Origin of the sequence: Frigoribacterium sp. PvP032, from assembly GCF_017833035.1 — a bacterium.
In the GTDB taxonomy this organism is placed as follows: Bacteria; Actinomycetota; Actinomycetes; order Actinomycetales; family Microbacteriaceae; genus Frigoribacterium.
The window spans coordinates 695263-721487 of sequence record NZ_JAFIBM010000001.1 but is presented as its reverse complement, the minus strand read 5'-3'; the positions used below and the strand labels follow the sequence as shown (position 1 = coordinate 721487).

General features: G+C 73.4%; 23 protein-coding genes. 10 read left to right on the top strand and 13 right to left on the bottom strand.

The annotated features are described in order from the left end of the window. The first annotated feature begins 86 nt into the window (after nucleotides 1-86). Complete coding sequence (locus JOE35_RS03315; protein ID WP_209559853.1) at nucleotides 87-704, top strand: hypothetical protein; 618 nt, start codon at nucleotides 87-89, stop codon at nucleotides 702-704. Here JOE35_RS03315 and JOE35_RS03310 read toward each other — a convergent pair. Next, the gene (locus JOE35_RS03310) at nucleotides 689-1426 is read right to left on the bottom strand and encodes a GntR family transcriptional regulator (RefSeq protein ID WP_209559852.1); all 738 of its coding nucleotides are present in this window, start codon (nucleotides 1424-1426) and stop codon (nucleotides 689-691) included. The genes JOE35_RS03315 and JOE35_RS03310 overlap by 16 nt on opposite strands. Nucleotides 1427-1576: 150 nt before the next feature. Between JOE35_RS03310 and JOE35_RS03305 the strand changes: the two genes are divergently transcribed. The 5 genes from JOE35_RS03305 (at nucleotide 1577) to JOE35_RS03285 (ending at nucleotide 5888) form a co-directional block, all read left to right on the top strand. After that, nucleotides 1577-2431: a class II fructose-bisphosphate aldolase gene (locus tag JOE35_RS03305; protein WP_209559851.1), complete on the top strand. Its 855-nt coding sequence runs from the start codon at nucleotides 1577-1579 to the stop codon at nucleotides 2429-2431. Beyond that, entirely contained in the window at nucleotides 2428-3198 is a 771-nt protein-coding gene (locus JOE35_RS03300; RefSeq protein ID WP_209559850.1) for an HAD-IA family hydrolase, read from the top strand. Before JOE35_RS03305 ends, JOE35_RS03300 begins: the two co-directional genes overlap by 4 nt. 47 nt (nucleotides 3199-3245) lie before the next feature. Further along, on the top strand, nucleotides 3246-3893 hold the full coding sequence (dhaL, locus tag JOE35_RS03295; protein WP_209559849.1) for a dihydroxyacetone kinase subunit DhaL: 648 nt from the start codon (nucleotides 3246-3248) through the stop codon (nucleotides 3891-3893). 63 nt (nucleotides 3894-3956) lie between these two features. Beyond that, on the top strand, nucleotides 3957-4952 hold the full coding sequence (dhaK, locus tag JOE35_RS03290) for a dihydroxyacetone kinase subunit DhaK (RefSeq protein ID WP_209559848.1): 996 nt from the start codon (nucleotides 3957-3959) through the stop codon (nucleotides 4950-4952). A 51-nt stretch (nucleotides 4953-5003) separates the two neighbouring features. Further along, complete coding sequence (locus JOE35_RS03285) at nucleotides 5004-5888, top strand: endo alpha-1,4 polygalactosaminidase (RefSeq protein ID WP_209559847.1); 885 nt, start codon at nucleotides 5004-5006, stop codon at nucleotides 5886-5888. A 5-nt stretch (nucleotides 5889-5893) separates the two neighbouring features. Here JOE35_RS03285 and JOE35_RS03280 read toward each other — a convergent pair whose 3' ends face one another. Genes JOE35_RS03280 through JOE35_RS03270 form a run of 3 tightly spaced genes read right to left on the bottom strand, consistent with a single transcriptional unit; the run spans nucleotide 5894 to nucleotide 9419 of the window. After that, nucleotides 5894-6739, bottom strand: coding sequence for a transglutaminase family protein (locus tag JOE35_RS03280; protein WP_209559846.1), 846 nt, complete (start codon nucleotides 6737-6739; stop codon nucleotides 5894-5896). Further along, nucleotides 6736-7665 carry an alpha-E domain-containing protein gene (locus tag JOE35_RS03275; RefSeq protein ID WP_209559845.1) on the bottom strand — a complete coding sequence of 310 codons (930 nt, stop codon included), beginning with the start codon at nucleotides 7663-7665 and terminating at the stop codon, nucleotides 6736-6738. The genes JOE35_RS03280 and JOE35_RS03275 overlap by 4 nt, the downstream gene beginning before the upstream one ends. Further along, complete coding sequence (locus JOE35_RS03270) at nucleotides 7659-9419, bottom strand: circularly permuted type 2 ATP-grasp protein (protein ID WP_209559844.1); 1761 nt, start codon at nucleotides 9417-9419, stop codon at nucleotides 7659-7661. Before JOE35_RS03270 ends, JOE35_RS03275 begins: the two co-directional genes overlap by 7 nt. Before the next feature lie 210 nt (nucleotides 9420-9629). Between JOE35_RS03270 and JOE35_RS03265 the strand changes: the two genes are divergently transcribed. Further along, nucleotides 9630-9842 carry a hypothetical protein gene (locus JOE35_RS03265; RefSeq protein ID WP_146906159.1) on the top strand — a complete coding sequence of 71 codons (213 nt, stop codon included), beginning with the start codon at nucleotides 9630-9632 and terminating at the stop codon, nucleotides 9840-9842. Nucleotides 9843-10111: 269 nt separating this feature from the next. After that, the gene (locus JOE35_RS03260) at nucleotides 10112-10876 is read left to right on the top strand and encodes an aminoglycoside 3'-phosphotransferase (RefSeq protein ID WP_209559843.1); all 765 of its coding nucleotides are present in this window, start codon (nucleotides 10112-10114) and stop codon (nucleotides 10874-10876) included. 275 nt (nucleotides 10877-11151) lie between these two features. On the opposite strand, the gene JOE35_RS03255 is transcribed toward JOE35_RS03260, so the two are convergent. The 4 genes from JOE35_RS03255 to JOE35_RS03240 form a co-directional block, all read right to left on the bottom strand. Beyond that, complete coding sequence (locus JOE35_RS03255) at nucleotides 11152-11730, bottom strand: hypothetical protein (RefSeq protein WP_209559842.1); 579 nt, start codon at nucleotides 11728-11730, stop codon at nucleotides 11152-11154. A gap of 128 nt (nucleotides 11731-11858) precedes the next feature. Next, a complete protein-coding gene (locus JOE35_RS03250; protein ID WP_209559841.1) occupies nucleotides 11859-12503 on the bottom strand; it encodes a CDP-alcohol phosphatidyltransferase family protein in 645 nt (214 codons plus the stop codon). Between the two features lie 88 nt (nucleotides 12504-12591). After that, complete coding sequence (locus JOE35_RS16005; protein ID WP_209559840.1) at nucleotides 12592-13722, bottom strand: septum formation family protein; 1131 nt, start codon at nucleotides 13720-13722, stop codon at nucleotides 12592-12594. A gap of 240 nt (nucleotides 13723-13962) precedes the next feature. After that, entirely contained in the window at nucleotides 13963-15048 is a 1086-nt protein-coding gene (locus JOE35_RS03240) for an alkene reductase (RefSeq protein WP_209559839.1), read from the bottom strand. A 198-nt stretch (nucleotides 15049-15246) separates the two neighbouring features. On the opposite strand from JOE35_RS03240, the gene JOE35_RS16000 reads away from it, so the two are divergent. Then, a complete protein-coding gene (locus tag JOE35_RS16000; protein WP_209559838.1) occupies nucleotides 15247-17499 on the top strand; it encodes an acyltransferase family protein in 2253 nt (750 codons plus the stop codon). A 7-nt stretch (nucleotides 17500-17506) separates the two neighbouring features. Here JOE35_RS16000 and JOE35_RS03230 read toward each other — a convergent pair whose 3' ends face one another. Both JOE35_RS03230 and JOE35_RS03225 read right to left on the bottom strand, forming a co-directional pair. After that, nucleotides 17507-18439, bottom strand: coding sequence for an NAD(P)-dependent oxidoreductase (locus JOE35_RS03230; RefSeq protein WP_245186038.1), 933 nt, complete (start codon nucleotides 18437-18439; stop codon nucleotides 17507-17509). Nucleotides 18440-18645: 206 nt separating this feature from the next. Further along, on the bottom strand, nucleotides 18646-19410 hold the full coding sequence (locus JOE35_RS03225; protein ID WP_209559837.1) for a 1-acyl-sn-glycerol-3-phosphate acyltransferase: 765 nt from the start codon (nucleotides 19408-19410) through the stop codon (nucleotides 18646-18648). A 214-nt stretch (nucleotides 19411-19624) separates the two neighbouring features. Here JOE35_RS03225 and JOE35_RS03220 point away from each other — a divergent pair, with 214 nt between their 5' ends. Next, the gene (locus JOE35_RS03220) at nucleotides 19625-20254 is read left to right on the top strand and encodes a hypothetical protein (RefSeq protein WP_209559836.1); all 630 of its coding nucleotides are present in this window, start codon (nucleotides 19625-19627) and stop codon (nucleotides 20252-20254) included. Nucleotides 20255-20587: 333 nt separating this feature from the next. On the opposite strand, the gene recQ is transcribed toward JOE35_RS03220, so the two are convergent. The 3 genes from recQ to JOE35_RS03205 form a co-directional block, all read right to left on the bottom strand. Continuing rightward, nucleotides 20588-22741, bottom strand: a complete 2154-nt coding sequence (gene recQ / locus JOE35_RS03215) for a DNA helicase RecQ (RefSeq protein WP_209559835.1) — start codon at nucleotides 22739-22741, stop codon at nucleotides 20588-20590. Between the two features lie 31 nt (nucleotides 22742-22772). Beyond that, nucleotides 22773-23726, bottom strand: a complete 954-nt coding sequence (locus JOE35_RS15995; RefSeq protein WP_209559834.1) for a CPBP family intramembrane glutamic endopeptidase — start codon at nucleotides 23724-23726, stop codon at nucleotides 22773-22775. 88 nt (nucleotides 23727-23814) lie between these two features. Then, nucleotides 23815-26136: a 5'-nucleotidase C-terminal domain-containing protein gene (locus tag JOE35_RS03205; protein WP_209559833.1), complete on the bottom strand. Its 2322-nt coding sequence runs from the start codon at nucleotides 26134-26136 to the stop codon at nucleotides 23815-23817. Nucleotides 26137-26225: the final 89 nt, after the last annotated feature.

The following is a 26225-nucleotide window of genomic DNA, read 5'->3' as shown; positions in this document are numbered from 1 at the left end:
GGCCCGGCCGCCCGGCGTACAGTCCGCCCATGACGAGTCCTCGGGTCTGAGCCGGCCTGCGGCGGACCGTCGTGGAGGGTCCCGACATGGGCAGGACAGCGCGGTGCGCGGTGGCGGCCCTCGGCGCCGTGGTCGCAGGAGGCGCACTCGGCCTGGCAGCGGAGGCCCGTGCCGCAGACGGCCCGTACGACTACGTCGCCGTCGCGTTCCTGCTGTTGGCGTCCGCGCTGGTCGTCGGGGGCGTCGTCGTGCTGCTCGTCGCGCTGGCCGACCGCCTGCTCGGGCGGATGCCCGCGTCGCCCGTTCCCGCCTCGTCGGTGCGGTCGGCCCCCGAGGAGGCGGTCGGCACGATGGCCTCGGAGGCGGACCTGGCCCGCGCGATGACCTCCGAGGCGGATCCGACCCGCGCGCCCGCATCCGTGCCGGAGCCCGCTGCTCTCGCGGCGGCGTGGACCACCACGCGTCGTCACGCCGCGAGGGCGGGGCAGGCGGCGGGGCGGACAGCGACTACGGCGACCCACCGTGCGGCGGCGGCACGACGATCAGCGACGACGTCCCTCACGGACACGGTCACGCGGTCGGTGGCCGCTGCACGTGCCGCCGGCCTCGCGCGGTCCGCGGCCGCGCACGCTTCCCCGCTCGCCCAGCCGCCTGTCGACGAGTCCGAGCAGACCGACAGCCCGGAGCCTCAGCGCTTGCTGTAGTCGAACGAGAGCCGCATCCGGTCGCCCCGGAACACGATCGTCGAGTACTCGAAGGCGCCGCCCTCGGCGTCCGAGATGACGTCGGTCAGCTGCAGGACCGGGTCGCGCGGCTGCAGGTGCAGCAGCTCGGCATCGGTCGAGGTCACGGCCACCGCCTCGAGCGACTCGGCGACGTCGTGCATGGCCAGGTCGAACGCCGACTCGAGCACGACGCAGAGCTGCTCGCCCACGACGTCGAGCCGGTCGAGGGTCGGCGCGAGGTCGGCGGGAACGAACGAGCGGTGGACGCTCAGCGGCTGCCCGTCGACGGAGCGCAGCCGGACGATCGCGAAGACGAGGGCGCCCGGCGGCAGCCTCAGCCGCTCGCGGACGCGCGTCGGCGCCGGCTCGCAGACCAGCGAGACGAGCTCGGTCGAGATGTCGTAGCCGAGCACCTCGAGCTGCTCGCGGATGCCCTGGTACGCCGGCGAGACGGCCGTGATCTTGTCCGGGGCGACGTAGGTGCCCTTGCCTTGGACCCGCACCAGCAGCCCGTCGGCGGTGAGCTTCGTGAGGACCCCCCTGACCGTCATCCGGCTGAGGCCGAACAGCCGGTTGAGCTCGTTCTCGGACGGGATGCGCTGGCTCGGGGCCCACTCGCCGCTCGCGATTCGCGCGCGGAAGATCTCCTCGAGCTGCTGGTAGAGGGGGACGAGCGAGTCCCGGTCGACGACGTCGGACACGAGCACCACCCTCTCAGATCACTCACGGCGAATTCTGGCGGAGTCTACTTGTCTAGTCCTGTATGGACATGTACATTCCGAGCAGGTGCCGGAGGCGGCACCACCCCACGAGGAAGTGAGGACGAACACGTGGTCGCATCGACGCTGTCCATGACCCGAGCCGCCCGAGAAGGCGGCTGGGCCGTCCCGGCCGTCAACGTCTTCGACGAGATCAGCATGCGCGCCGTCCTGGCCGCGGCCGAGCGCACCTCGTCTCCCCTCATCGTCCAGATCTCGACCAAGACCGTCCGCACCGCCGGTTGCGCGTTCATCACCGACCTCTTCGCCGCCCTCGCGCGCGACGTGACGGTGCCGGTGGCGCTGCACCTCGACCACTGCCCCGACCGGGCGGTCCTCACCGAGGTCATCGGCGCCGGCTGGTCCTCGGTGCTCTTCGACGCCTCCGACCGCGACCTCGACGACGCCGTGCGCGAGACGCACGAGGTCACCGCCGAGGCGCACGCTGCCGGGGTGGACGTCGAGTCAGAGATCGAGAACATCCTCGGCGTCGAGGACGGCGTCGGCAGTGACGAGTCGCAGCACGCCTACTCGGTCGAGCAGCTCGCCGAGATCGCGGAGAGCACCGGCAGCGACCTGCTCGCCCCGCAGCTCGGCACGAGCCACGGGCTCTACAAGGCGCATCCGCAGCTGCTGCCCGAGCGCGCGGCCGAGCTGGCCGCGCTGACCGACCGGCCGATCGTGCTGCACGGCGGGACCGGCCTCTCGGAGGCGGACTTCCGGTCGTTCATCGACGCGGGGGTCTCGAAGATCAACATCTCCACGGCGGTCAAGCACGCCTACATGCAGGCCTCACTGGCGCACCTCGAGATGGCCCGCGCGAAGGACCGCTGGGACCCGCCCCGGCTGATCGCCGACATCTCCGCAGCGGTGACCGACGTCATCGCCGAGCACGTGGCCTGGTTCGGGGCCGACGGCAGGGCCGCCTCCGCCGGGGGCACCCGGTGACCAGGGCGCTCGTGTTCGACTGCGACGGGGTGCTCGCCGACACCGAGCGCGACGGCCACCTCCCCGCGTTCAACGAGACGTTCGAGCACTTCGGCCTGCCCGTCCGGTGGAGCGTCGACGACTACGCCCGCGTGCTGCGCATCGGCGGCGGCAAGGAGCGCCTCGCCTCGCTGCTGACGCCCGAGTTCGTCGAGCGTGCAGGACTGCCTGAGGACGAGGAGGCGCAGCGCACGACGATCGCGGAGTGGCACGCCGAGAAGACCCGCCGGTACACCGCGAAGGTGCGGGCAGGCGAGCTGCCCGGCCGTCCGGGCGTCGCCCGCATCGTCGACGAGGCATACGCCGCGGGCTGGCTGCTCGCTGTCGCGTCGACCTCGGCCGAGGAGTCCGTCCGTGCCGTGCTGGAGCACGTGGTGGGGCCGGACGCCGCGTCCCGGTTCGCCGTGTTCGCGGGGGACGTCGTCCCCCGCAAGAAGCCGGCCCCGGACATCTACGAGCTCGCGCTCCGCGAGCTGGGGGTGTCCGCCGACGACGCCGTCGTCGTCGAGGACAGCGCCAACGGCCTGCGTGCCGCGGTCGCCGCCGGACTCGCGACCGTCGTGACGACGAGCAGCTTCACCGTCGACGAGGACTTCTCGGGCGCCGCGCTCGTCGTCGACAGCCTGGGCGACCTGCCCGATGCCCCGAGCCGGGTGCTCGCGGACCCGCACGGCGTCGGTCCCCTCGACCTCGTGGACCTCGGCACCCTCGTCGCGCTGACGCACTGACCCGAACCCCGAACCCCGAACCCCGAACACAGGAGACCGAGGAACACATGAGCAACGACGCTCCCCCCGCCGACACGAACTCGTCCCGTCTCGTCGACGTCGTCCGGCTGATCGCCCAGACCTGCGTCGACAACGAGGCGTACTTCTGCGACCTCGACGCGGTCGCGGGCGACGGCGACTTCGGCTACTCCCTGGCGCGCGGCTTCGAGACCGTCCTCGCCGACGTCGACCAGTTCGACCACGACGACCTCGGGGCCTTCTTGCAGAAGGTGGCCACGACGATGAGCAGCCGGATGGGCGGCACCTCGGGCCCGATCTGGGGCACTGCCTTCCTCCGGGCCGCGATCACGATGAAGGGCAAGGGCGAGACCTCGCCCGACGACACGGTCGCGATGCTCCGGGCCGCGATCGAGGGCATCAGGAAGCGCGGCGGCGCCGACGTCGGCGACAAGACCCTGCTCGACGCGCTGGTGCCGCTCGCCGACGCCGTGGAGGCCGACGTGGCCGCGGGCAGCGACGCGGCCGGGGCGGCACGGCACGCCGCCGAGGTCGCCCGAGCCGCCGCCGAGGCCACCGCGAGCCTCCAGGCACGACGCGGCCGCGCCTCCTACACGGGCGAGCGGAGCATCGGGTCGCCCGACCCCGGGGCGATCGCCGTCGCCGTGCTCGCCGAGCGCGTCGCGGACGCGTGGTGACCCGCGCGGCCGACCGACTTCCCCTTCCACCACTGCGACACACGACGAAGTGAGGCACCCGCAATGAAGAAGTTCATCAACGACCCGAAGTCGTTCGTCCCGGACATGCTCAAGGGCCTCGCCCTGGCCAACCCCGACACGCTCACCTACGACCCGAAGTACAACCTGATCGTCCGCGCGGACGCGCCGAGGCAGGACAAGGTCTCGATCGTGCAGGGCTCCGGCTCCGGGCACGAGCCCGCCCACGTGATGGTCGTCGGCAAAGGGATGCTCGACGCCGCCTGCCCCGGCGACGTGTTCGCGGCCCCGCCGACCGACTACGTGGTCGAGGCGGCACGTCGGGTCCAGAGCGAGAAGGGCGTGCTGCTGCTGGTCAACAACTACACCGGCGACAAGATGGCCTTCGAGATGGCCGAGGAGCTCGCCGACGCCGAGGGCATCAAGGTCAAGACCCTGTTCATCGACGACGACGTCGCCGTCAAGGACTCCACCTACACGATCGGCCGCCGCGGGGTCGCCGGCAACTTCTTCGTGATCAAGGCGGTCGGGGCGGCCGCCGAGGAGGGCGCCGACCTCGACGAGGTCGTCCGAGTCGGCGAGAAGGTCAACTCGGTCACGCGCACGATGGGCGTGGCCCTGACGGCCTGCACTCCCCCGTCGAAGGGCTCGCCCCTGTTCGAGCTGGGCGACGACGAGATCGAGGTCGGCGTGGGCATCCACGGCGAGCCGGGCCGCGCCCGTCAGAAGATCGTGCCCGCCGACGAGATCGTCGACTTGCTGCTCGACCCGATCGTCTCCGACCTGCCGTTCTCGGACGGCGACGAGGTCGCGCTGATGGTGAACGGCCTCGGCGGCACGCCGATCAGCGAGCTGTACCTGCTCTACGGCATCGCCCACGAGAAGCTCGTCGCCCAGGGCATCACCCCGGTCCGCAGCTACGTCGGCGAGTACTGCACGTCGCTCGACATGGCCGGAGCGTCCATCACGCTCGTCAAGCTCGACGACGAGGTGAAGCACCTGCTGGCGGCGCCGGCGGAGATCCCGCTGCGCACGTTCTAGGGAGTCGGTCCGGGCTGCGGCCGCGGCCGTCCGGGGACCTATGCTCGCCTGATGCGAGCCCCCAGGACAGCCACGGCCACGGCCGTCGCCCTCTCCGTCGTCCTCTCCCTGGTGCTCGTCGGCTGCGGGGACGGCCCCGACGCGGATCTCGACGGAGGCGCGGCACCCGCGGCCACGCCCGCCGCGGCACCCGAGGCGGCCCCGGTGGCCACCCCCGACGCCGACGGCTTCCCCGTCGGCGCGGCACTCGACTACCAGCTGGGCGGCGCGTACGACCCGCCGAGCGGCACCGGCATCGTTGTGCGCGACAGCACCGAGCAGCCTGGCTCCGGTGTGTGGGACGTCTGCTACGTGAACGGGTTCCAGACCCAGCCCGGCGTGGAGTGGCCGGAGTCCCTGCTGCTGCACGACGCCTCCGGCGGGCTGCTGGTCGACCCCGGCTGGCCCGACGAGCACCTCTTCGACCTCGCCGACGCGACCGCGCGCGAGGCGGTCGCCGAGCGGATGCACACGACGATCCAGGGCTGCGCGGACGACGGCTTCGACGCCGTCGAGTTCGACAACCTCGACTCGTACACGCGCTCGGACGGCGCCTTCGACCTCGACGACGCGACAGCGTTCGCGACCCTGCTGGTCGGGCAGGCCCACGACGCGGGACTGCTCGCCGGCCAGAAGAACACCGCCGAGCTGGAGGCGCGGGGCCGCGACGAGATCGGCTTCGACTTCGCCGTCGTCGAGGAGTGCGACCGCTACTCCGAGTGCGACGTCTACACGTCGGTCTACGGGCAGCGCGTGCTCGCGATCGAGTACACGGACGACCTGCGCGACACCGTCGAGGGGCTGTGCTCACGCGGGTCGACGCCGCGCAGCACGGTCGTTCGCGATCGCGACCTCGTCACCCCCGACGACGCCGCGTACTCGTTCGCCCGCTGCTGACGGCGCTACGCCTCGCGCGTGATCTCCACGGTCACGAACAGCGACGACGCGCCCGACCCCGCGTACACCCCGCGCAGCGGCGGCACGTCGCGGTAGTCGCGCCCGTGGCCGACGACCACGTGCCGTTCGCCGATGTCGATCAGGTTGGTGGGGTCGTAGCCGTGCCACGCGCCGCAGAACCACTCGATCCAGGCGTGCGACTCGCCCGTGACGGTCTCGCGGAGCTCCGCCGACGGCCTCGGGTGCAGGTACCCGCTGACGTACCGCGCCGGGATCCCCGCCGCGCGGAGCGCCCCCACGGTGACGTGCGCGATGTCCTGGCAGACCCCGGCCCGTGCGGCCCAGCTCTCGGCGGCCGTCGTCTTCACGTTGGTGACGCCGGGCAGGTACTGCACCGCGCCTCCTACGCGCTGGCAGATCTCCATCGCGGTCGAGCAGGGCGACGTCGTGGCCCCCTTCGCCTCGAGCGCGAGGTCGACGAGGTCGGGCGGCGGCGCGGTCAGCGGCGTCTGCTCGAGGTGCTCGACGAACTGGGCCGTGGCGCCGGCGACGCGGGCGAGGTCGTCCCAGCCCGTGGCCGTCTCGGGGTGCAGCACCGGCCGCAGCTCGACGGTCGAGGTCGCCGTGAGCGACAGCTGACGGTGCGGCAGCAGCACCTCGAACGCCGACACCCTGGTGCCCCAGTAGTCGACGTACTCGTGCGTGCCCGCGGCCGGGTCGATCCGCAGGTGCGACGACAGCACGAACTGCCCCTCGGCGTGCGCCGGCAGCATGCGCGCCTCGTTGTAGCTCGCGACGGCCTCGCCGGCGTACGAGAAGCCGGTGTGGTGGCGGATCCGCAGCCGGCTCACGATCGCTCACCGACCCAGGTCGGCGCCGCGCTGGTCGGGAAGTACCGCTGCCTGATGGCCTCGGAGGCGGCACTCGTCGCCGCCTGGACGGCGTCCATCTGGGCAGGCAGGTCGTCGAGTATGTCGCCGATCGGCCGGAACTCGAGCTCGCTGCGCATCTGCCCGAGGATCCGCACTCCGCCGTCGGTGGCGATGACGCGTCCGTTCGACGGCTCGACCTCGCGGAGGCACGCCTCGGCACGGCTGACCGCGAACATCACGCTGCGCGGGAACAGCCGGTCGAGCAGCAGGAACTCCGCCGCGTTGCGGGCGCTCGGCACGCCCCGGTAGGTGCGCAGGTACGCCTCGTAGGCGCCGCACGAACGCAGGATCGTCGTCCACGACGGCCCGGATGCCTCGGTCAGGGTGCGCGTCGCGAGCAGCCGCGCCGTCATGTCCGCACGCTCGATCGACCGGCCGAGCGTGAAGAACTGCCACACCTCGTCGCGGCTCGTGGCGCTCTCGATGATCCCCACGGCGAGCGCGCTCCGCTCCCGCACCCAGGCGAAGAACTCGTGCACCTTGTCGTCCGCGACCTTGCGCGGCATGCGGGCGCGGGTCGTGTTGAGGCACTCCCACAGCTCGGTCGAGACGATCTCGCGGGCCCGTCGGGCGTTCTCCCTGGCGGCGCCGAGCGAGTAGGCGATGGAGGCCGGGTCGTGCCGGTCGACGGCCAGCCGGGCGAGCACGTCTCCCCTCGTCAGCGCTTCGTCCGAGGCGGCGTCGCTGCCCATGACCGCGAGCAGGCTGCGGCAGGCGGTGTCCTCGTCGATCCACGGGTCCTCGAGCAGCAGCTGCAGGTGCACGTCGAGGATTCGCGCCGTCCCGTCGGACCGCTCGATGTACCGGCCGATCCAGAAGAGGCTCTCGGCGATGCGGCTCAGCATGGTCGTCCTTCGGTCGTGATCGTGGGTCTCTGCTGCTCGGCTTGCTGGTGCTGTTGCTGCTGCTGCTGCTGTTGTTGCTGTTGCTGCTGGGCCTGCTGGTCGTTGCGGGGGTCGTCCTGCGGGGCGTGGTCGGGCGTGTGGTCCGCGGCCGCCGCTGCCGCCGCGGCCGCCGCCTCCGGCGTGATCACCGGGATCGACTGCGTCGGCGTCGTCTGCTCGGCGATCAGGGCGCTCACGTCGTGCCCTGCCCAGGCCGCCACGTCGCCGCCGACGATCCAGGTGTCCTTCGACCCGCCTCCCTGGCTGCTGTTCACGACGAGCTGGCCCGCGGGCAGGGCCACCCGAGTCAGTCCGCCGGGCAGGACCCAGACGTCGTCGCCGTCGTGCACGGCGAAGGGGCGCAGGTCGGCGTGCCGGGGCTGCAGGCCGTCGTCGACGAGGGTCGGGATGGTGCTCAGCTGCACGACGGGCTGGGCGATCCAGCCGCGCGGGTCCTGCTGCAGGCGGGTGCGGAGCTCGTCGAGCTCGCGCCGGCTCGCGGCCGGCCCCACGACGAGGCCCTTGCCGCCAGAGCCGTCGACGGGCTTGACGACCAGCTCGTCGAGGCGGTCGAGCACCTCCTCGAGGGCGCCGGGGTCTTCGAGGCGCCAGGTGCGCACGTTCGGAAGCAGCGCCTCCTCGCCCAGGTAGTAGCGGATCAGCTCGGGCAGGTACGTGTAGACGAGCTTGTCGTCGGCGACGCCGTTGCCGACCGCGTTGGCGATGGTGACCGTGCCGAGGCGCGCGGCCATCAGGAGGCCGGGCGAGCCGAGCACGGAGTCGGCCCTGAACTGCAGCGGGTCGAGGAACTCGTCGTCGACCCGGCGGTAGATCACGTCGACCCGCTCGGGACCGCCCGTGGTGCGCATGAACACCCGCCCGCCCGAGCAGTAGAGGTCGCGGCCCTCGACGAGCTCGACGCCCATCAGCCGGGCCAGCAGGGTGTGCTCGTAGTACGCCGAGTTGAAGACCCCGGGGGTCAGCACGACCACGGTCGGCTCGTCGACCCCCGACGGCGCGCTCTTCTTCAGGGCCGCCAGGAGGCGCGCGGGATAGTCGCCCACGGGGCGGACCTTCATCGAGACGAAGAGCTCGGGCAGCGTCTGTGCCATCACCCGCCGGTTCGAGATCACGTAGCTGACGCCGCTGGGCACGCGGACGTTGTCCTCGAGGACGCACCAGGCGCCGGCCTCGTCACGGATCAGGTCGATGCCGCTGACCTGGATGCGCACGCCGTTCGCCGGGTCGATGCCCGCGGCCTGGCGGTGGAAGTGGCTCGAGCTCGTGATGAGGCCGGCCGGGATGACCCCGTCGGCCACGGCGCGCTGCGGCCCGTAGACGTCGGCGAGGAACGCCTCGAGCGCCTTGACGCGCTGCTTCACGCCCTTCTCGACGTCCAGCCACTCGTCGTGCTCGATCACCCGCGGCACCGCGTCGAGAGGGAACGGCCGCTCCTCGCCGGCGAAGTCGAAGGTGACGCCCTGCGCGAGGTACGAGTCGGCGAGGGCGGCGGTGCGGCCGCGCAGGTCGTCCTGCGTCATCCCCTCGAGGGTCGCGTGGATCTCCTGGTAGGCCCGGCGCACCTCCCGTTCGGAGGCGAACATCTCGTCCCAGGGAGGCGCTGGCTGGCCGGGCTGGCCGGGCCCCGCGGGCTGGCCCTCGGAGACGCCCCGGGCGGCGGTGCCGGCGGCGTAGCGATCGAAGAGGTCTGCCATGGCACGACGCTAGCGACGGGGTGTTGCGAGGGTGTTTCCGGGTGGTTGCGGGCGAGGGACGGGGGCGGGCCGGGTGCCGGTGAGGCCGGGGGCCGGGGGCCGGGGCCCTGTCGCTGGCCGCTGGCCGCGGTCTCATCCGCACGGACGAGACGCCGTACAGGCGCGGGGACTAGCGTCGGGACCACACGTCAACGTTCCCTGGGAGGACCCATGAGTTTCCGCTTCTTGCTCATCGCCATCATCGCGTTCATCGCCTACACCTTCGGCGCGAAGGCCGGGCACGGTCGCTACAAGCAGATCTCGGGCTACGTCGGCTCGTTCTGGAACGACCCCCAGGTGAAGAAGGCGCGCAAGAGCGCCAAGAAGAACGTCGCGACGGCCCGCAAGGCCGCGATCAAGAAGGCCAAGAAGGCCTCGCGCTGACCTGAGCGCACGCACGTCGACGAGGCCCGTCCCGCTGAGCGGGGCGGGCCTCGTCGTGTGCGCGGGGGCTGGCGGTGGCGCTGCCGCTGCCGCTGCCGCCCACGGGCGTCCGGACCCGTCGAACCCGCCCGCACCCTCGTGCGCGCCGAGGGGTGCGCGCGGGTTCGACGGGTGCGGGCGCGGGCGCCGCGGGCGGCCGGCACCCGCTGCGGGCGCTGCGGGCGCGGCAGGTGCGGCGCGCGCAGCGGGCGCTGCCGTAGCGTGGGCGGATGATCCCCGACGCGTCCTCGGCCGGTGACGGCCGCCTCCTCGTGGTGCCGGAGCCCGTGCTCGCCGCGGCCGACGGCGACACCGTCACGCCGGTGTGGCTGAACGAGGCAGGAGGCGTGACGTACCGCCTCGGGGACGGCCCCGACCGGCGCTTCGCCAAGTGGGCGCCGCACGGCAGCGGCCTCGACCTGCACGCCGAGGAGATGCGCCTGCGCTGGGCCGTCGACTTCGCCACGGTGCCTCGCGTGCTCGAGATCGGCAGCGACGACGAGGGCGAGCACCTCGTGACGGCCGGCCTGCCCGGGCGCAGCGCCGTCGACCTGCGGTGGGTGCGCGACCCGGAGCGGGCCGTGCGGGCGGCGGGGCACGGGCTCCGGGTGCTGCACGACACCTTGCCGGTGGACGATTGCCCGTTCAGCTGGTCGGTGGAGGACCGGATCGCGACGAGTGCGCGTGCGCGCACCGCGCCTCCGGCCTCGCATCCCGACTCGCTCGGGCTGGCTCCCGACGTGGACCTGCTCGTCGTCTGCCACGGGGATGCCTGCGTGCCCAACACGCTGCTGCTCGACGACGGGACGTGGTCGGGGCACGTCGACCTCGACGCGCTCGGGGTCGCCGACCGCTGGGCCGACATCGCCGTCGCGACGATGAGCCTGGAGTGGAACTACGGACCCGGCTGGGAGGCGGCCTGGCTCGACGCCTACGGGATCGACCCCGACCCCGTGCGGACCGCCTTCTACCGCGGGCTCTGGAACGCGACCTGAGGCGCTGCTGCCCGTCCCGCGGGCCACGTCCCGCGAGCGGGCCGGGTCCCTCCGCGAAAGCGACAAGACGACGTGATCTTCCACGTCGTTTCGTCGCTTTCACGTCGGCTTGGAGGCGGACGACCCACGACACGCAGCCCCCGGGGCACGGCGTCCGGCCCCGTCGGAGCCGGCGGGTTGCCGTCGCCCACGGCGGGTCCTGGTGGCGTGCGGCGGGTTCACGTCGCCCACGGCGGGTCAGCGCTGACCCGCCGGGAGCGACGTGAACCCGCCGACTAGCTCTCGACGCGCGCGGCCCAGGCGTCGAGGCGCTCGAAGAGGTCGGACTGGGCCGCGAGCGAGGCGCGCCAGTCGTCGCCGAGCGCGAGTCCGTGATCAGCCCCGGGGACGGTGACGACGCGTGCTCGGGTGACCAGCCCGGCGGGCTGCCAGAACGAGTCGACGTCGCCGGCCACGACGAGGTGCTCCGGCCCGGCGTCGCCGAGCGCAGCACGGACCGCGGCGTCGGTGCTGAGCGGCGTCAGCCAGGCACCCGGCACGCCCTCGCGGAGCGCCCACGGCAGGGCGAGGGTCCCGAGCGACTTCGCCACGACGACGCACGGGCCGCGCGCCCCGACGGCGCGGGCGGACTCGCGGGCCGCGACCGCCTCCTCCTCGATCAGCGGGACGGGGTCGCCCTCACCGGACCGGGCGTCGAACGACCACGTGACCGCCTCCACGTGCCAGCCGCGGGCGGCGAGCACGGCCCCCGACCAGGCGAGCAACGGCGCCGTGACCGGGTAGCCGGCTCCGGGCAGCAGCAGGGCGACGGGCGAGCCGGGCTCGCGGGCGGCGGCGAGGGTGCGCGACGACATGGCCCGAGCCTAGGAGGCGCGGTGTCCGTCGGCCAGGACGCGCGCTGCCGCGCTCTCCCTCCCCGAGAGCGACAAGACGACGCGGAAGACCACGTCGCCTCGTCGCCATCGCGTCGGTCTGCAGCGGGTCAGGCGGCTGCGCGGCCGCGCGCTCGCCAGCGGCGGGCGAGGTCGCGGCCGTAGAGCACCGCGGCGACGTAGTGCCCGACGAGCCCGAGCAGCAGCACGAAGCTGCTCACGACGACGAGCAGCTGGCCGAGCACCTCGAGGCCGTCGCCGCCGTCGGCACCGCGCCACTGGTCGACGACGGCGACGCCGACGAGCAGCATCAGCAGCCCGACGAAGATCAGCGCCGTGCGGACCTTGCCCACCCACGTCACGGGGAAGGAGGCGCCCCCGAACGCGATCAGCGCCACGAGGCTCAGCACCACGTCGGGCAGAAGGATCAGCACGAACACCGGCCAGCTGAGCAGCCCGCCCAGCCAGAAGGCCAGCACCACGACGATGACGGTGAGCCGGTCGGCCACCGGGTCGAGCCAGGCGCCGAGCTCGGAGGTGGTGTGGGTGCGGCGCGCCACGAAGCCGTCGACGAAGTCGGTGAGGAACACGATCGCGATGACGACCATCGACGACCAGTAGTGCTCTCCGACGATCAGCACGACGAAGACCGGCAGCAGCAGGAGGCGGAGGGCCGTGATCGCGTTCGGCACGGTGCGCCACTCGTCGGTGCGGAAGAGGCGGTCGACGAGCTGCACGGGGGCTCCTGGGGTCACGGGGCGATTCGGCGACGATCGGGGTCGGGCGTCCTGACGATCCTAGGCGGCGGCTCGCGGCGCGCGGTCGGAGGCCCGGCGGCGGTCGTCAGTACCCGTAGCCCTTGAGGGTGCCGGGTGACGTGTCGCCCTCGATCCACGCGTAGCAGAGGACCTCGCGGTCGCCGGCGGCCCAGCTCTGCTCGGTGGGCGTCAGGTAGGCGTAGTCGGCCACCGAGTCGTCCCACGGGATGCCGACGAACTCCTCGAAGCCCTCGTAGCAGCCCTTGTCGGCGAGGTCCCACAGGGCTCGCTCGCCCGGCCAGCTCGCCGGCGTCGCGTCGAAGACCAGGTACGCCTCGTTGTCGTGCCGGTCGTCGCACGACTGGAGCTCGACACCGTCGATCTCGCCGGACCCCGTCGCGTCGCCCTCCCCCAGGGCGAAGCAGTCGCCCACCACGAGGTCGAACGCGGAGGTGTCGGGGACGCCCCCGGTCGTGCCGGGGTCGCCGCCCGTGTCACCGGGGTCGCCCCCTGACTCGTCGGGGTCGCCGCCCGTCTGGCCGGACCAGCCGTCCGTCTCGCCGGACCCGCCGCCGGGCGACGACGACGCGGACGCGAGCTCGGCCGCGGTGTGCGCGACGGCCACGGCGGCGACCGTGCCGCCCGTGAGGACGAGCAGGCCCGCGGCGACGAGGCCGCCGATCAGGAGGCCCTTGCGACGGCGTGCAGGCCGAGCGGTCGGAGCCGACCAGGCCTTCGCGGGCCCCGCCGTCTCGTATGGCGCGTACTGAGGGGCCGTCGCGTACGGCGCCGGAGCGGGCGCGCCGAAGACGGCCGGGCCGGGGATCGCGGGAGGCGCGGAACGGGACGTGCGCGTGAACGGGGCGTCGGCCTCCTGGGCGCCGATCGCCTCGACCCAGCGCCAGACGGAGGCGACGGCCGCGGTCGCGACGACGGGGACGTCAGCCTGGAGCGGCACGGCCAGGAGCTCGCGACGACGCTCGGCCTGAGGGGTCTCGCCGCCCTGGTCGGCCCACAGGCCGGCGACGAACCAGGAGGACCCGTCGTCGGCGAGGTCGAGGAAGGCGCGGTGGCCGAGGCGGACCCGGACTGCTCCCCGCGGGTCGGCCGAGTACGCGGACGGGACGACGACGACCTCGGCGCCCGTCAGCTCGTGGCGCAGCAGGCCGGCGAGGCGCTCGAGGTCGGCGGGCGAGGGAGGGATCGACGGCGACACGGGCTGCTCCTGACGGGCGGGGCCGGGTGCGACGGCTCCTGGGCGGCGGCCGGGTGCGTCCGCCGGGAGGATCGTATCCCGAGCCGCCGACGTCGGACAGGCCTCGATCGGGGGCGGACGCACGACGGCGTGCGCCCTGCTGGTGCAGGGCGCACGCCGTGGCGTGTCCGGGGGTGCCGGGGCAGCATGCCAGCTCGCGTCCGGCGAGCGAGCACAGGAGGCGCGGAGGGCGCCCCGAGGTCAGCGCGAGACGGACTCGAGCGTCGGGTAGTCGGTGTAGCCGGTCGCTCCGTCGGCGTAGAACGTGGCCGGGTTCGGCTCGTTCAGCTCGGTCTCGCGCTCCCAGCGGGCGACGAGGTCGGGGTTCGCGATCGCCATGCGGCCCACGGCGACGGCGTCGGCGTGGCCGTTCTCGACCAGGTCCTTCGCCTCGGCCAGGTCGGTGACCGTGCCGAAGCCGCTGTTGAGGACGACCGCCTGGCCGAAGCGGCGGCGCAGGCGCTGGACGAGCTCGCCGCGCGGGTCGGAGTGCAGGACGCTCATGTACGCGAGGCCGAGGGGGGCGAGGCCGTCCATCAGCGCGTCGTAGGTCGCGGTGACGTCGTCGAGGTCGGTCTCGACGACGTCCTGGATGTTGTGCATCGGCGAGATGCGGATGCCGACGCGGCCGGCGCCGATCGCCGCGGAGACGGCCTCGGCGACCTCGATGCCGAGACGGGCGCGCGCGGCAGGGCTGCCGCCGTACTCGTCGGTGCGGACGTTCGACACGGGCGAGAGGAACTCGTGCAGCAGGTAGCCGTTGGCGCTGTGCAGCTCGACGCCGTCGAGGCCGGCCTCGAGGACGGCGCGCTTCGAGGCGGTGACGAAGTCCTGCACGGTCTGGCGCACCTCCTCGGTCGTGAGGGCGTGCGGCTCGGGGAACTCGGCCTTGCCGGAGGGGACGTGCACCTGGCCGTCGATGGCCACGGCACTCGGGGCGACGATGCGGTCGGTGCCGGTGACCTCGGGGTGCGAGACACGGCCAGCGTGCATCACCTGCATGACGATGGTGCCGCCCTTGGCGTGCACCTCATCGGCGACGCGCTTCCAGCCGGCGACCTGCTCGTCGGTGACGATGCCGGGCTGGCCGGTGTAGCCCTTGCCCTCCTGGGTCGGGTAGGTGCCCTCGGTGACGATCATGCCGAGGGTGGCGCGCTGGCCGTAGTGCTCGACGACGACGTCGCCGGGCACGTCGCCGGCGTCGGCGCGGGTGCGGGTCAGCGGCGCCATCGTGACGCGGTTCGAGAGGACGAGGTCGCCGAGGACGGCGGAGGAGAAGAGATCCACGAAGGGGTCCTTTCCGGTGGGGAGGGAGGGAACGGAGGAGCGGACAGGAAGACACGCGTCGACAGGCCCACCGGTCCAAGACGACCATGACGAGGAACATTCCGGAGACAGACCCGCGATCAGGAACCCCTCGGGAATGAGACATCCGTGTGTGATGTACCATCAGGCGATCCGGCCCCGCCCCCGTCGAGGAGACCCGTGCAGCCTGTCCCACCAGCCGACCCGCGTCGGCCCGACCCGCGTCGGCCCGCGCGTCGGCTCGCGCCCCGGCCCGACCCCTCGCCCGGCGGCTCCCGGCCCGCGGGCGGAGTCGTGCGCCACGACGTCCAGGCCCTGCGCGCCGTGGCGGTCGTCGCCGTCGTCCTCGAGCACGTGCTCCACGTGCCGACGGGCGGCTTCGTCGGGGTCGACGTCTTCTTCGTCATCTCCGGGTTCCTCATCACGGGGCAGCTGCTCGGCGAGGCTGAGCGACCGGGGCGCATCGCGCTCGGCGCGTTCTCCCGACGACGCGTACGCCGCCTGGGCCCCTCGGCCGCGGTCGTGCTCGTCAGCACCGTCGCCGTCGGCTGGGCGGTCCTGCCGCCCGGACGGTTCACGTCCCTCCTGGTCGACGCAGGCTGGGCGGCCGGGCTCGTCTCGAACTTCCGCTCGATGCAGGGAGCCGGCTACTTCGACGCCGACGAGCCGGCCTCTGCCCTGCAGCACTTCTGGTCGCTCGCCGTCGAGGAGCAGTTCTACCTCGTCTGGCCGGCGGTGCTCGCCGTCCTCGTGCTCGTGCTCACGTCGCTCGGTCGGCGAGACGACCTCCGACGTCAGGTGGTCGCGCTCCTGTCCGTGGTGGTGGCCGCCTCGTTCGCCTGGGGCGTCGTCGCCACCGCGACCACACCCGACGAGGCCTGGTTCTCGCCGCTGACCCGGGCGTGGGAGCTGGCCGTCGGCGCGGTCCTCGCCGCCGCGCTGCCGACGGTGCCTCGCCTGCCCGAGCTGGCGCGGCGCCTCCTCGGCTGGGTCGGCCTGGCGCTGATCGTGGCGTCAGCGGTCGCGCTCACGCCGTCGACGCCCTTCCCCGCGCCGGGCGCCGCCCTGCCTGTCGTCGGCGCGGCCCTCGTGATCGCGACGAGCGTGCCGGGGTCGCGGACCGGCGTCGCCCGCCTCGGCCTCGGCCCCGGCGCCGGGCTGGCCGCCGCCTCGTACTCCCTCTACCTCTGGCACTTCCCCGTGCTCGTGCTCGCCTCCGCCGCGATGCCCTCGCTCGACGGGCTGGCCCTCGTCGCGGTCGTGCTCGGCCTCACCGCCGCCGCCTCGACGGGCTCGTACCTGCTCGTCGAGCAGCCCGTGCTGCTGTCCCCGTGGCTCGACGGCCGCCCCGCCACGACGCGCGAGCCACGGTCGGAACGGTGGCGGAGGTGGCGCCGGCAGCACGCCGCCCGCTACCGCAACGGCGGCCTCGCGGTCGTCGCCGCCGTGACCCTGGGACTGCTGCCCTTCGCCCTGGCCCAGCGAGCAACGGGTCCGCTCCCCCCGACGGTCGTCGCGAACGACGCCGACGCCGCGGACGCCCCGGGCTCCGATCCGGACACGGCGACGCCGGCGCGCGCCGCCCGGCAGGCCGAGGTCGAGTCGGCACTCGCGGCCACGACCTGGCCGACGCTGGTCCCCAGCCTCGACGACCTGCTCGCCGCGGGCACCGCCTTCGACTCGACGGTCGACCCGGCCGAGAAGCAGCTGCTCGCGTGCGCCAGCTACAGCGCCGACAAGCCCGACCGTGCGTCGTGCACCGTCGGGGCGGCGGAGCCGGCTCGACGAGCAGTGCTCGTGGGCGACTCGATGGCGGGCTTCGCGTTCCCGACCTGGGCCGCCGTCCTCGACGGGTCGACGACCTGGTCGCTCGAGAACGCAGCCCGTCACGCGTGCCCCTTCGTCGACGTCGAGGTCGACCTCGGAGAGCCGATCGCCCCCTGCCGCGAGCACGTCCGCGCTCTGCAGGAGAGGCTGCTCGCCGATCCCCCGGACCGCCTCGTCGTCTCGAACACGTACGTGCAGGCCCGCGACGGCTCCGGCTCGGACGTCACGCCCGCCGGATGGCGGCGTGGCCTCCTCGCGCTGCTCGAGCCCCTCGCCGCCGCGGGCACCCAGATCGTGTTGGCGACGCCGCCCCCGAGCTCGGCCAACGTCAAGGAGTGCTACACCCGCACGAGCTCGCCCGCCGACTGCGTGAGCACCCCGCCAGGGGCGTACCGCAAGCACGCGGCGGTCGACGCGCAGGTGTCAGAGCAGGTCGGCGGGGTCTTCGTGGCGACCGAGTCGCTCTGGTGCGTCGACACCCGTTGCCCCGCATTCATCGGCACGACGCCGACGAAGTTCGACTTCGCCCACCTCACCCTGGCTGCGGCGGTCGAGGTCGCACCGGCGTTCCGGGAGCTGCTCGCCGCCGAGGGCCTCGACTTCTGAGTGGCGGTCAGCCGGTGAAGGCCGTCCGCACCGCCGCGATGTCGTCGCCGCCGTGGCCGCGCTCGGAGGCCTTCCCGTAGAGGCCGGCCAGCGCCTCCAGCAGCGAGGTGTCGAAGCCCGTGCCCGTGCCGTCGGCGGCGACGGCTGCGGTCGCGGCCTCGCGCATCAGCGACACGTCCTTGCGGAGGCCGTCGAGCGCGAACTGTGCGGGGTACTCGCCGGCGATCATGCTCGCGCCCTTCAGATGCGCGTAGGGCGTGTCGGCCTGCCCGCCCTCGATCGCGTCGAGGAACAGCTGCGGGTCGAGCCCGAGCGCGCTCGTGAGCGCCAGCGACTGGGCGGTCGCGGCGGTGACCGACGCGATCCACGCGTTGGCGGCGAGCTTCAGGGCCGTGCCTTGGCCGACGGTGTCGCCGGCGGTGATCGTCTTCGCACCCATGGCGTCGAGCACGGGCTGCACACGGGCGAGGAGCTCGGGGTCGCCAGCGGCCAGCATGACCAGCTTGCCGGTCTCCGCGGGCTTCTTCGTCCCGAGCATCATCGCCTCGACGAGAGGCACGCCGCGCTCGGCGGCGAGGCCGACGACCCGAGCGGTGTCGGCGGCGCCGATCGTGCTCGCCTGGACCCAGACGGGACCGGACGTCGCCTGGCCGGAGGCGGAGGTCGCGGTCGCCTGGCCGGAGGCGGAAGTCGCGTCGGCTGCGCCGGTCGCGTCGCGCAGCACGCTCAGCACGGCCTCGCCGTCGAACAGCACCGTGACGACGACCTCGGCCCCGGCGACCGCCTCGCGGGCCGTGTCGACGACGGTCGCCCCGTCGTCCGCGAGCGGCTCGGCCTTGTCGCGGGTGCGGTTCCACGCCGTGACGTCGTGACCCTCGCGCAGCAACGTGCGGACGACGCCCTGCCCCATGATCCCCGTGCCCAGCACCGCGATCTTCATGCCTGCTCCTCGCCTGCGGCCGGGGTCTCGCCGGGCCGCGTCGTCGTGTTCGTCGTGTTCGTCGTCGTGTTCGACGTCGTGTTCGTCGTCGTGTTCGTCCTCGGCGGGCCTGCGCTCCGCCGGGGTCGACCGTACGCCGGGCCGCCGACACCGGACCCGTGACGGGGGCGGCGCCTCCTCGACGACCGAAGGAGGTGCTGCCCTGGTCAGTCGATCGCGTCGGTGCCGAGGGGGTCGCGGCGGATCGCGCGGCGGACCCGCTCGACGACCGACGGCGTCGGCGGCTCGTTGTACGTGCCTGCCTCCTCCTGTCCGCCGAGGCGCTGGATCGCGGCCATCACCTCGTCCGTCGCGTGCCGCCGGGCGCGGCCCGACTTCGCGTCGCCGTGGTGCGACAGGTCGATCGGCTCGCCGAACTCGACGGTGAAGCGACGGAGGCGCGGGACGGTCGTGCCCACCGGCTGCAGCTCCTGGGTGCCGGTCAGCGCGACGGGGACGACCGGTGCTCCGCTCGTGAGCGCGAGCCACGCGACCCCGGTCCGGCCCTTGTAGAGGCGACCGTCGAGCGAGCGGGTGCCCTCGGGATAGATCGCGAAGGCGTGGCCCTCGGTGAGCCGTCCCAGGCCGAGGTCGAGCGCCTGCTGCGCGGCGGCGCCGGCTCCGCGCTCGACGCCGATCGCGCCGATGCCGGAGAAGAACGACCGGCTGAGTCGGCCCTTCACGCCCGTGCCCGTGAAGTAGGCGTTCTTCGCGAGGAACGAGACCTCGCGCGGAGCCATCAGCGTGATGACGACGCTGTCCATGAACGAGAGGTGGTTGCTGGCCAGGATGACGGCGCCGCGGCGGGGGACGTTCTTGCGCCCCTTCACCGTCGGGCGCCAGAGCAGCCGGACGAGGGGCACGAGCACGACGCGGCTGAGGAAGGTGAGCACGGCACCACTGTGACGCACTGCGCATGCCCGGCAGGGCATGCGGGACCGGTGGCGACGGCCAGCACGTGCCCCGTCGGTCTCGCCGCCACGTCCGCAAGAAGCGAGATCCGCTCACCCTTCTGGTCGCCCACGAGGGCCGAGGGGGTGGCGCGGGATGCTCACGGACCCGCCCGCAGTCGCCCCCTCCGGGGACAACGGGTGTCCTCCTCAGGGAGGATTGCGGGTCGTCCGAGCCCGTCCCTAGGCTCGCGGCGTGGGGACTGGACGAGGCACAGGAGCGCAGCGGGGGCTGACGCTCGGCGATCGACGACGGCCTCAGGGCGACCTCGTCGACGTGCCGCTCGACGGCCTGCTCCCCCTGCCCGCCGGCCGTCTGCGCCGGGCCGCCTGGCTGCTCGCTCCTGTCTGGCACGTCGGCTTCGCCGTGCTCTCGGTGCTCGGAGCCGCCCACGCGGGGCACGTCGGCACCGTGGCCCCGCTCGCGGCCACGGCCCTCTACGCGACCGCCGGAGCGCTCTTCACTGCTGTGGCCGCGACGCTCGTCGCCCTGCGCGTGCAGGGGACCAGAGGAGGCGCGGTGCCGTTGGTCCCGGTGCGCGCGGCCTACCTGGCCACGCCGCTGGCGAGCGCTCTGCTGCTCTCGGCCGCGTACGTGACACGGCTGGGCGGCGGGCCCTTCCTCGGCGGGTTCGGCGCGATGGTGGCGCTGACCGTCGCGCTCGTGATGCTCGCACAGCGGACGACGGAGCTGCGGCTCGGGTCGGCCGGGCCGGTCTCGGAACGGCGGACGCCGACGGCGCCCGTCGCGGTCGTGCCTGCGGCGGCTGCCGCCGCCGCGGCCACGGTCGCCGCCCCCGACGACGCCGCCGCGCCGCTCCGCTAGCCACTCGCGGGAAACGACGCCAGAGCGACAAAGCGACGCGATCTTCCGCGTCGCTTCGTCGCTTCCACGTGGGGACTCGTGCGGCGTCCGACCTGCTGCGCCGCCAGCTCGGCCGCCGGACGCCGCCTGCCCGGCCACCCCGCCGTCAAAGCCGCCGTCACGACGTGAGAGCGACAAAGCGACGCGATCTTCGGCGTCGTTTTGTCGCTTCCACGTGGGGACTCGTGCGGAGCCGGTCGAGGAGGCGGAGGTCGGGCCGAGCAGGCCGGCCAGCGCGGCAGCGCGGCAGCGCGGCAGCTCGCGGCAGCTCGCGTCAGCTAGCGGCGGTTCGCGTCAGTAGTTGTCGTGGGGCGGGGCGGACTCGTCGTACGGGTCCCAGGGCGGCTCGTCGTCGAACGGGAACGGCTCGGAGTCGACCGGTGCCGACGCCGCGGTCGCGGCCGGCGCAGGGCGGGAACCCCGCGTGGCGGCGGCAGCAGGACGGCTGCTCGAGCTCGCCTCCGCCCGGAACGACGGGGTCGAGCCCGAGCCCGAGGACGAGCGGAAGCCGCCCGCGCCTGACCCGCCGGCGGACTCGGCTGCCCGGGCCGCCGCCTCCTCGGGGGCGACCCCCGAGACCACGTCCAGCACCTGCTGGCCGTAGGTGTCGAGCTTCTTCTGCCCGACGCCGCTGATGCCGGCGAGCTCGCCCACGGAGCTGGGCCGAGTCGACGCGATGCCGCGCAGCGTGACGTCGCCGAAGACGACGTAGGCCGGGACGCCCTGCGCCTTCGCGATGCCCGCACGCCACTGGCGCAGCGTCTCGAAGAGCGGCACGTCGGCCGCGTCGAGGTCGGCCGCGCCCGAGCCCCCACGCGATCCGCGCGACGAGCCCGAGCCGGAGGACCCGCGGGCGCCCCGCACGCGCGGAGCCCGCTCGGGCTCCTTGCGGAGGCGGACCTGCTTGGTGCCCGACAGCACCTCGGCGGCGGCGGCGGTGATGAGCAGGGTGCCGTACCCGTCGGGCGAGACGGCCAGCACCGACTGGGCGAGCAGCTGGCGGACCACGCCGCGCCACTCGATCTCGCTGAGCTCGGCTCCGATGCCGAACGTCGAGAGCTGCTCGTGCCGGTTCTGGGTGATGCGCGGGGTGGTGCGCCCGAGCAGGATGTCGATGATCTGGCCCGCGCCGAACTGCTGGTCGCGCTCGCGCTTGAGCCGCACGATCGTCGACAGCAGCTTCTGTGCGGGGACGGTGCCGTCGAGCGACTGCGGCGGGTTCAGGCAGGTGTCGCAGTTGTGGCAGGGCGTGCTGGCCTGGCCGAAGTAGCCGAGCAGCTGCACCCGGCGGCACTCGACGGTCTCGCAGAGCGCGAGCATCGCGTCGAGGTGCGCGCCGAGCTTGCGTCGGTGCTCGGCGTCGCCCTCTGACTGGTCGATCATGCGGCGCTGCTGCATCACGTCCTGGAGCCCGTAGGCGAGCCACGCGGTCGACGGCAGGCCGTCGCGCCCCGCTCGACCCGTCTCTTGGTAGTAGCCCTCGACCGACTTGGGCAGGTCGAGGTGGGCGACGAACCGCACGTCGGGCTTGTCGATGCCCATGCCGAAGGCGATGGTCGCGACCATCACGATGCCGTCCTCTCGGAGGAACCGCGACTGGTTGCGGGCTCGCGTGCCCGCGTCGAGACCCGCGTGGTACGGCAGTGCGGCGATGCCCTGCTTGACCAGGAACTCGGCCGTGCCCTCGACGGACTTGCGCGAGAGGCAGTAGACGATGCCCGCGTCGCCCTGGTGCTCGGCACGGATGAAGCGCAGCAGCTGCTGCTGCGGGCCGTCCTTCGCCTCGATGCGGTACTGGATGTTGGGGCGGTCGAAGTCGGCGACGAAGTGCGCCGCGTCGTCGAGCTCGAGCCGGCGCGAGATCTCGCGGTGGGTCGTCTCGGTCGCGGTCGCCGTGAGGGCGATGCGCGGCACGTCGGGCCAGCGCTCGTGCAGCACCGAGAGCTCGAGGTAGTCGGGCCGGAAGTCGTGCCCCCACTGCGCCACGCAGTGCGCCTCGTCGATGGCGAAGAGCGAGACCCTGCCCCGGTCGAGCAGCGACTTGGTCGAGTCGAGCTTGAGCCGCTCGGGAGCGAGGTAGAGCATGTCGAGCTCGCCCGAGACGAAGGCCTGCTCGACGGCGCGACGCTGGTCGGGGTCTTGCGTCGAGTTCAGGAACGAGGCCCGCACGCCGACAGCCTCGAGGGCGTCGACCTGGTCTTGCATCAGCGCGATGAGGGGCGAGACGACGACGCCCGTGCCCGGCCGGACGATCGCCGGCACCTGGTAGCACAGCGACTTGCCGCCGCCGGTGGGCATCAGCACGAGGGCGTCGCCGCCGCCGACCACCTGGTCGATGATCGCCGCCTGGTCGCCCCGGAAGTCGTCGTAGCCGAAGACGCGCTGCAGCACCTCGAGAGGTGCCACGGGAGGCTCGGCGAGGGCGGAGGGTGCGGCGGGGTCGGTCACGCGACGAGTCTAGGAGGCCGGGCCGACAGGCTCAGCCGACCCGCGCCTCCTCGTGGACAGTGCCGCCGGCGGGCAGCCCTGGGGAGGTGCGACGCTCACCCGACCTGTGGAACGCACGGGTCACGAGCCACGCCCAGACCGGGGTGCAGACGACCGTGACGGCCAGCCCCAGCGGGCTGCCGTCGCTCGTCTCGGTGCCGGCGAACGGCGCGAGCAGCAGGAAGAGCACCGTGTTGTTGAGCACGTGCCCGACGATCGCGGCCTCGAGCCCTCCGGTGCGCCAGGTCAGCCACGCCGCCGCCACCCCGAACACGGCGACGTCGAGCATCCCCCACGGGTTGTAGGCGTGCGACAGCGCGAACGCGGCCGTCGGCAGCACGATCGCGACCACGGGCCAGACGGTCCACGACCCGAGCGCCTGCATCGTGAAGCCGCGGAAGACGAACTCCTCGGCGGAGGCCTGCAACGGCACGAGCAGGAGGATCACGAGCGTCGACCAGATGATCGTTGCGGGCGGGGTCGTGACCGGCCCCGTGCCGATCGCCTGCCCCGTCAGCGGCGGCAGGACGAGGTAGCTGAGCCCGACCGTCAGCGCCATGAGCACGACGGCAGCGGGCAGGGTGCGGAGCATCCAGCGCCAGCGGAGGCGGCCGGTGACGCTCGACAGCTGGCCGAGTCGACCGAGGCCCGCGAGCTTCGTCGCGAGCAGCGCGGCAGGCAGCAGCGTCGCGATCGACGCCAGGGTCGTCAGCAGGACGAGCGGCTGGGAGGCGTCGAGCGGGTCGTCCTGGACGCCCTGCGCGACCGTCGACGTCAGCTCCTGGCCGCCGATCGCCCGCAGGACCGCGAAGATCGCCAGCACGACCGCGTTGGCGAGCACCCAGTAGAGGACGGCGCCGATCACCGCCGCGAGCAGCGGCCGCCACCACCGCCAGCTCGGCAGCGTGCGGAACAGCCGGTGGTACTCGACGGAGGCGGTGGTCACGCCCCCGAGGTTAACGCCGGCGGCCCGGTCGCACCTGTGCGGGTGCGGCCGGGCCGTCGGGTCGTACGGGTCGTGCGGGTGGTGCTGGTCAGTCCGTCGTCCCGGCGAGCAGGGCACGACGGCGACGGAGGCGCGTGGCCGTGAGCACGCCGGCTCCGGCGAGCATCAGCGCGAGTGCCGCGAGGAGGCCCGTCGTGGCCGCGTCCGAGCCGGTGAAGGCGAGGTCGCCCGCGGCTGCGGGGCGCGGGGTCGCGCCTGTGCCGGAGCCCGTGCCGTTCCCGGCGCCGGGTGCGGCACCCGACCCGTCACCGGGCGTGCCGGGCGTGCCCGGGTCGCCGGGCGTGCCCGGGTAGCCGGGCGTGCCCGGGTCGCCCGGGGTCGGGTCGACGATGACAGGAGCCGCCGCGGCCGCGAACACGACCGGCACGTCGAACGCGGTGCCCGTGCCCTCGACCGTGACGCGCAGCGAGCGCGTGACCGGCCCGGCCTCGGGCGCGGTGATGCCCTCGGGGACGGCGAAGGCCAGCGTGGCGCGGCCCTGCTCGTCGGTGGTGTCGACGACCGACGCGTCGACGACGCTCGAGGCGAGCACGACGCCGTCCAGGCTGACGGACACGTCGCCTGCCGCCGCCGCGTCCTGCGAGCTGAAGAGCAGCGACGAGAGTGCGACGCTGACCTCGTCGCCGGCGGCGAAGCCGGCCTCGGGGGCAGGGGTCGTGGTGACGCCCACCGCGCGCTGAGCGAGATCGGGCGAGACGACGCCGTTGGCCGTGAAGTAGTCGACCTGGCTCTGCAGGTCGATCTTGCCGCTGTCGGCCTTCGCCGAGGCGTCGTTCAGCGCGGTGAAGTTGTCGCCGCCGGACGCGAGGAACGAGTTCACGGTGACCTTGTAGCTGGCGGCCTCGTCGAGGACGGCGCCGTTCAGCGTGATCGTGCCGATGCGCGAGCCGGCGGCCGCGGTCGGGTCGTAGGTGTAGGCCAGCCCCTTCGAGACGCCGAGCTTCAGGAACGGGCGGCTCGAGCCCGCGGGCTGCCACTGCTGCTCGAGGGTCGCCCGGATCTGGGCGCCGGTCAGGGTGGACACGACGAGCGTGTTGGCGAAGGGCTGCACGGCCGCCGCCTCCTGGTAGGTGACGACGCCGTCGGCGTCGCCCTCGGTGCCGCTCGACGCGTAGGCCAGGTCGGCTCGGAGGCCGCCGGGGTTCATGAACGCGATCTGCGACTGCTGGTCCTGCGTGGCAGCGAGCTGGGCGTCGGCGACGAGGTTGCCGAGCGTCGACTCCCCGCCGCGGTTCTCCGACCCGTTGGTCTGGACCGCACGGCGCAGGTCGCCCGTGATGGTCCCGACGGGCTTGCGGCCCTCGACCCTGGCGACCTCCACGGCGTCGGCGACGATCCCCGCGACCGTCGGGTCGGGCGCGGCGGTCGAGGTGAACAGCGGCACGAGCTCGCTGGTCACCGTGTTCTCGCCCGTCACGTCGTCGTGCTGGATCGTCAGGTGGCTCAGGTTCGCGCCGTAGCTGCCGGTCTGCACGACCGGGCGGGCCTTCGTGCCGCCGGTCGGGACGATGCCGGTGAAGTTGTAGGTGGCGTGCGTGTGCGCCGACAGGATGGCGTCGACCTTCGGCGTGACGTTCAGCGCGATGTCCGCGAAGTCCGAGTCGCCCGTGGCGTCGGCCTGGTTCGCGGAGGCGTTCCCCTCGTGCACGAGGAGGACGATGACGTCGGCCTCGCCGTTCACCCCGTCGTCCACGCCGTCGGTCAGCTCTGCCGCAGCGTCGTTGACCGAGTCCGTGATGTCACGGAATTCGAGGCCCTCGATGCCGGCCGGGCTCACGAGCTCGGGCATCAGCTCGGTGATCGCCCCGATGAACCCGACCTTGACCCCGTCCACGTCCTGGACGTAGTAGGGGTCGTAGGCGCGCGCCCCGGTCGCCGTCGAGTAGATGTTCGCGTTGACGTACGGGAACTCGCTGTTCTCCTGGACGCGACCGTTGAAGTCGTCCTGGCCCTTGTCGAACTCGTGGTTGCCCGGGGTGCTGACGTCGAGGCCCATGGCGTTGAGGGCGTCGAGCGTCGGCTCGTCGTCCTGGATGAACGAGGTGAAGGTCGACGCCCCGATGTTGTCGCCGGACGACACGAACAGCGTGTTCGGGTTGGCGGCACGGAACTGGTTCACCGTGCCGGCCATGGCGGCGGCACCGGCGACGGGGTCGGTCCCGCGCTCGAGGCGACCGTGGAAGTCGTTGATCCCGAGGACGTCGATCGTCTTCGTCTCGGCCTGGGCGGCCGGGGCCGCGACGAGCACGCCGAGTCCCATCGTGGTGACGGCGACGAGCGAGAGGGCGGCGCGGCGACGACGCCCGCCCCCGTTCTCGCGCTGAGGTGAGGCAGTGGGACGGGGGCGCATGACGAGTGTGTCTCCTGGAGGCTGCGAGGTGGAGGGGCCGGATCGGCCCTGACGGCCTGGCCCCCGGTCGAGGGACGGCCCCCACGACC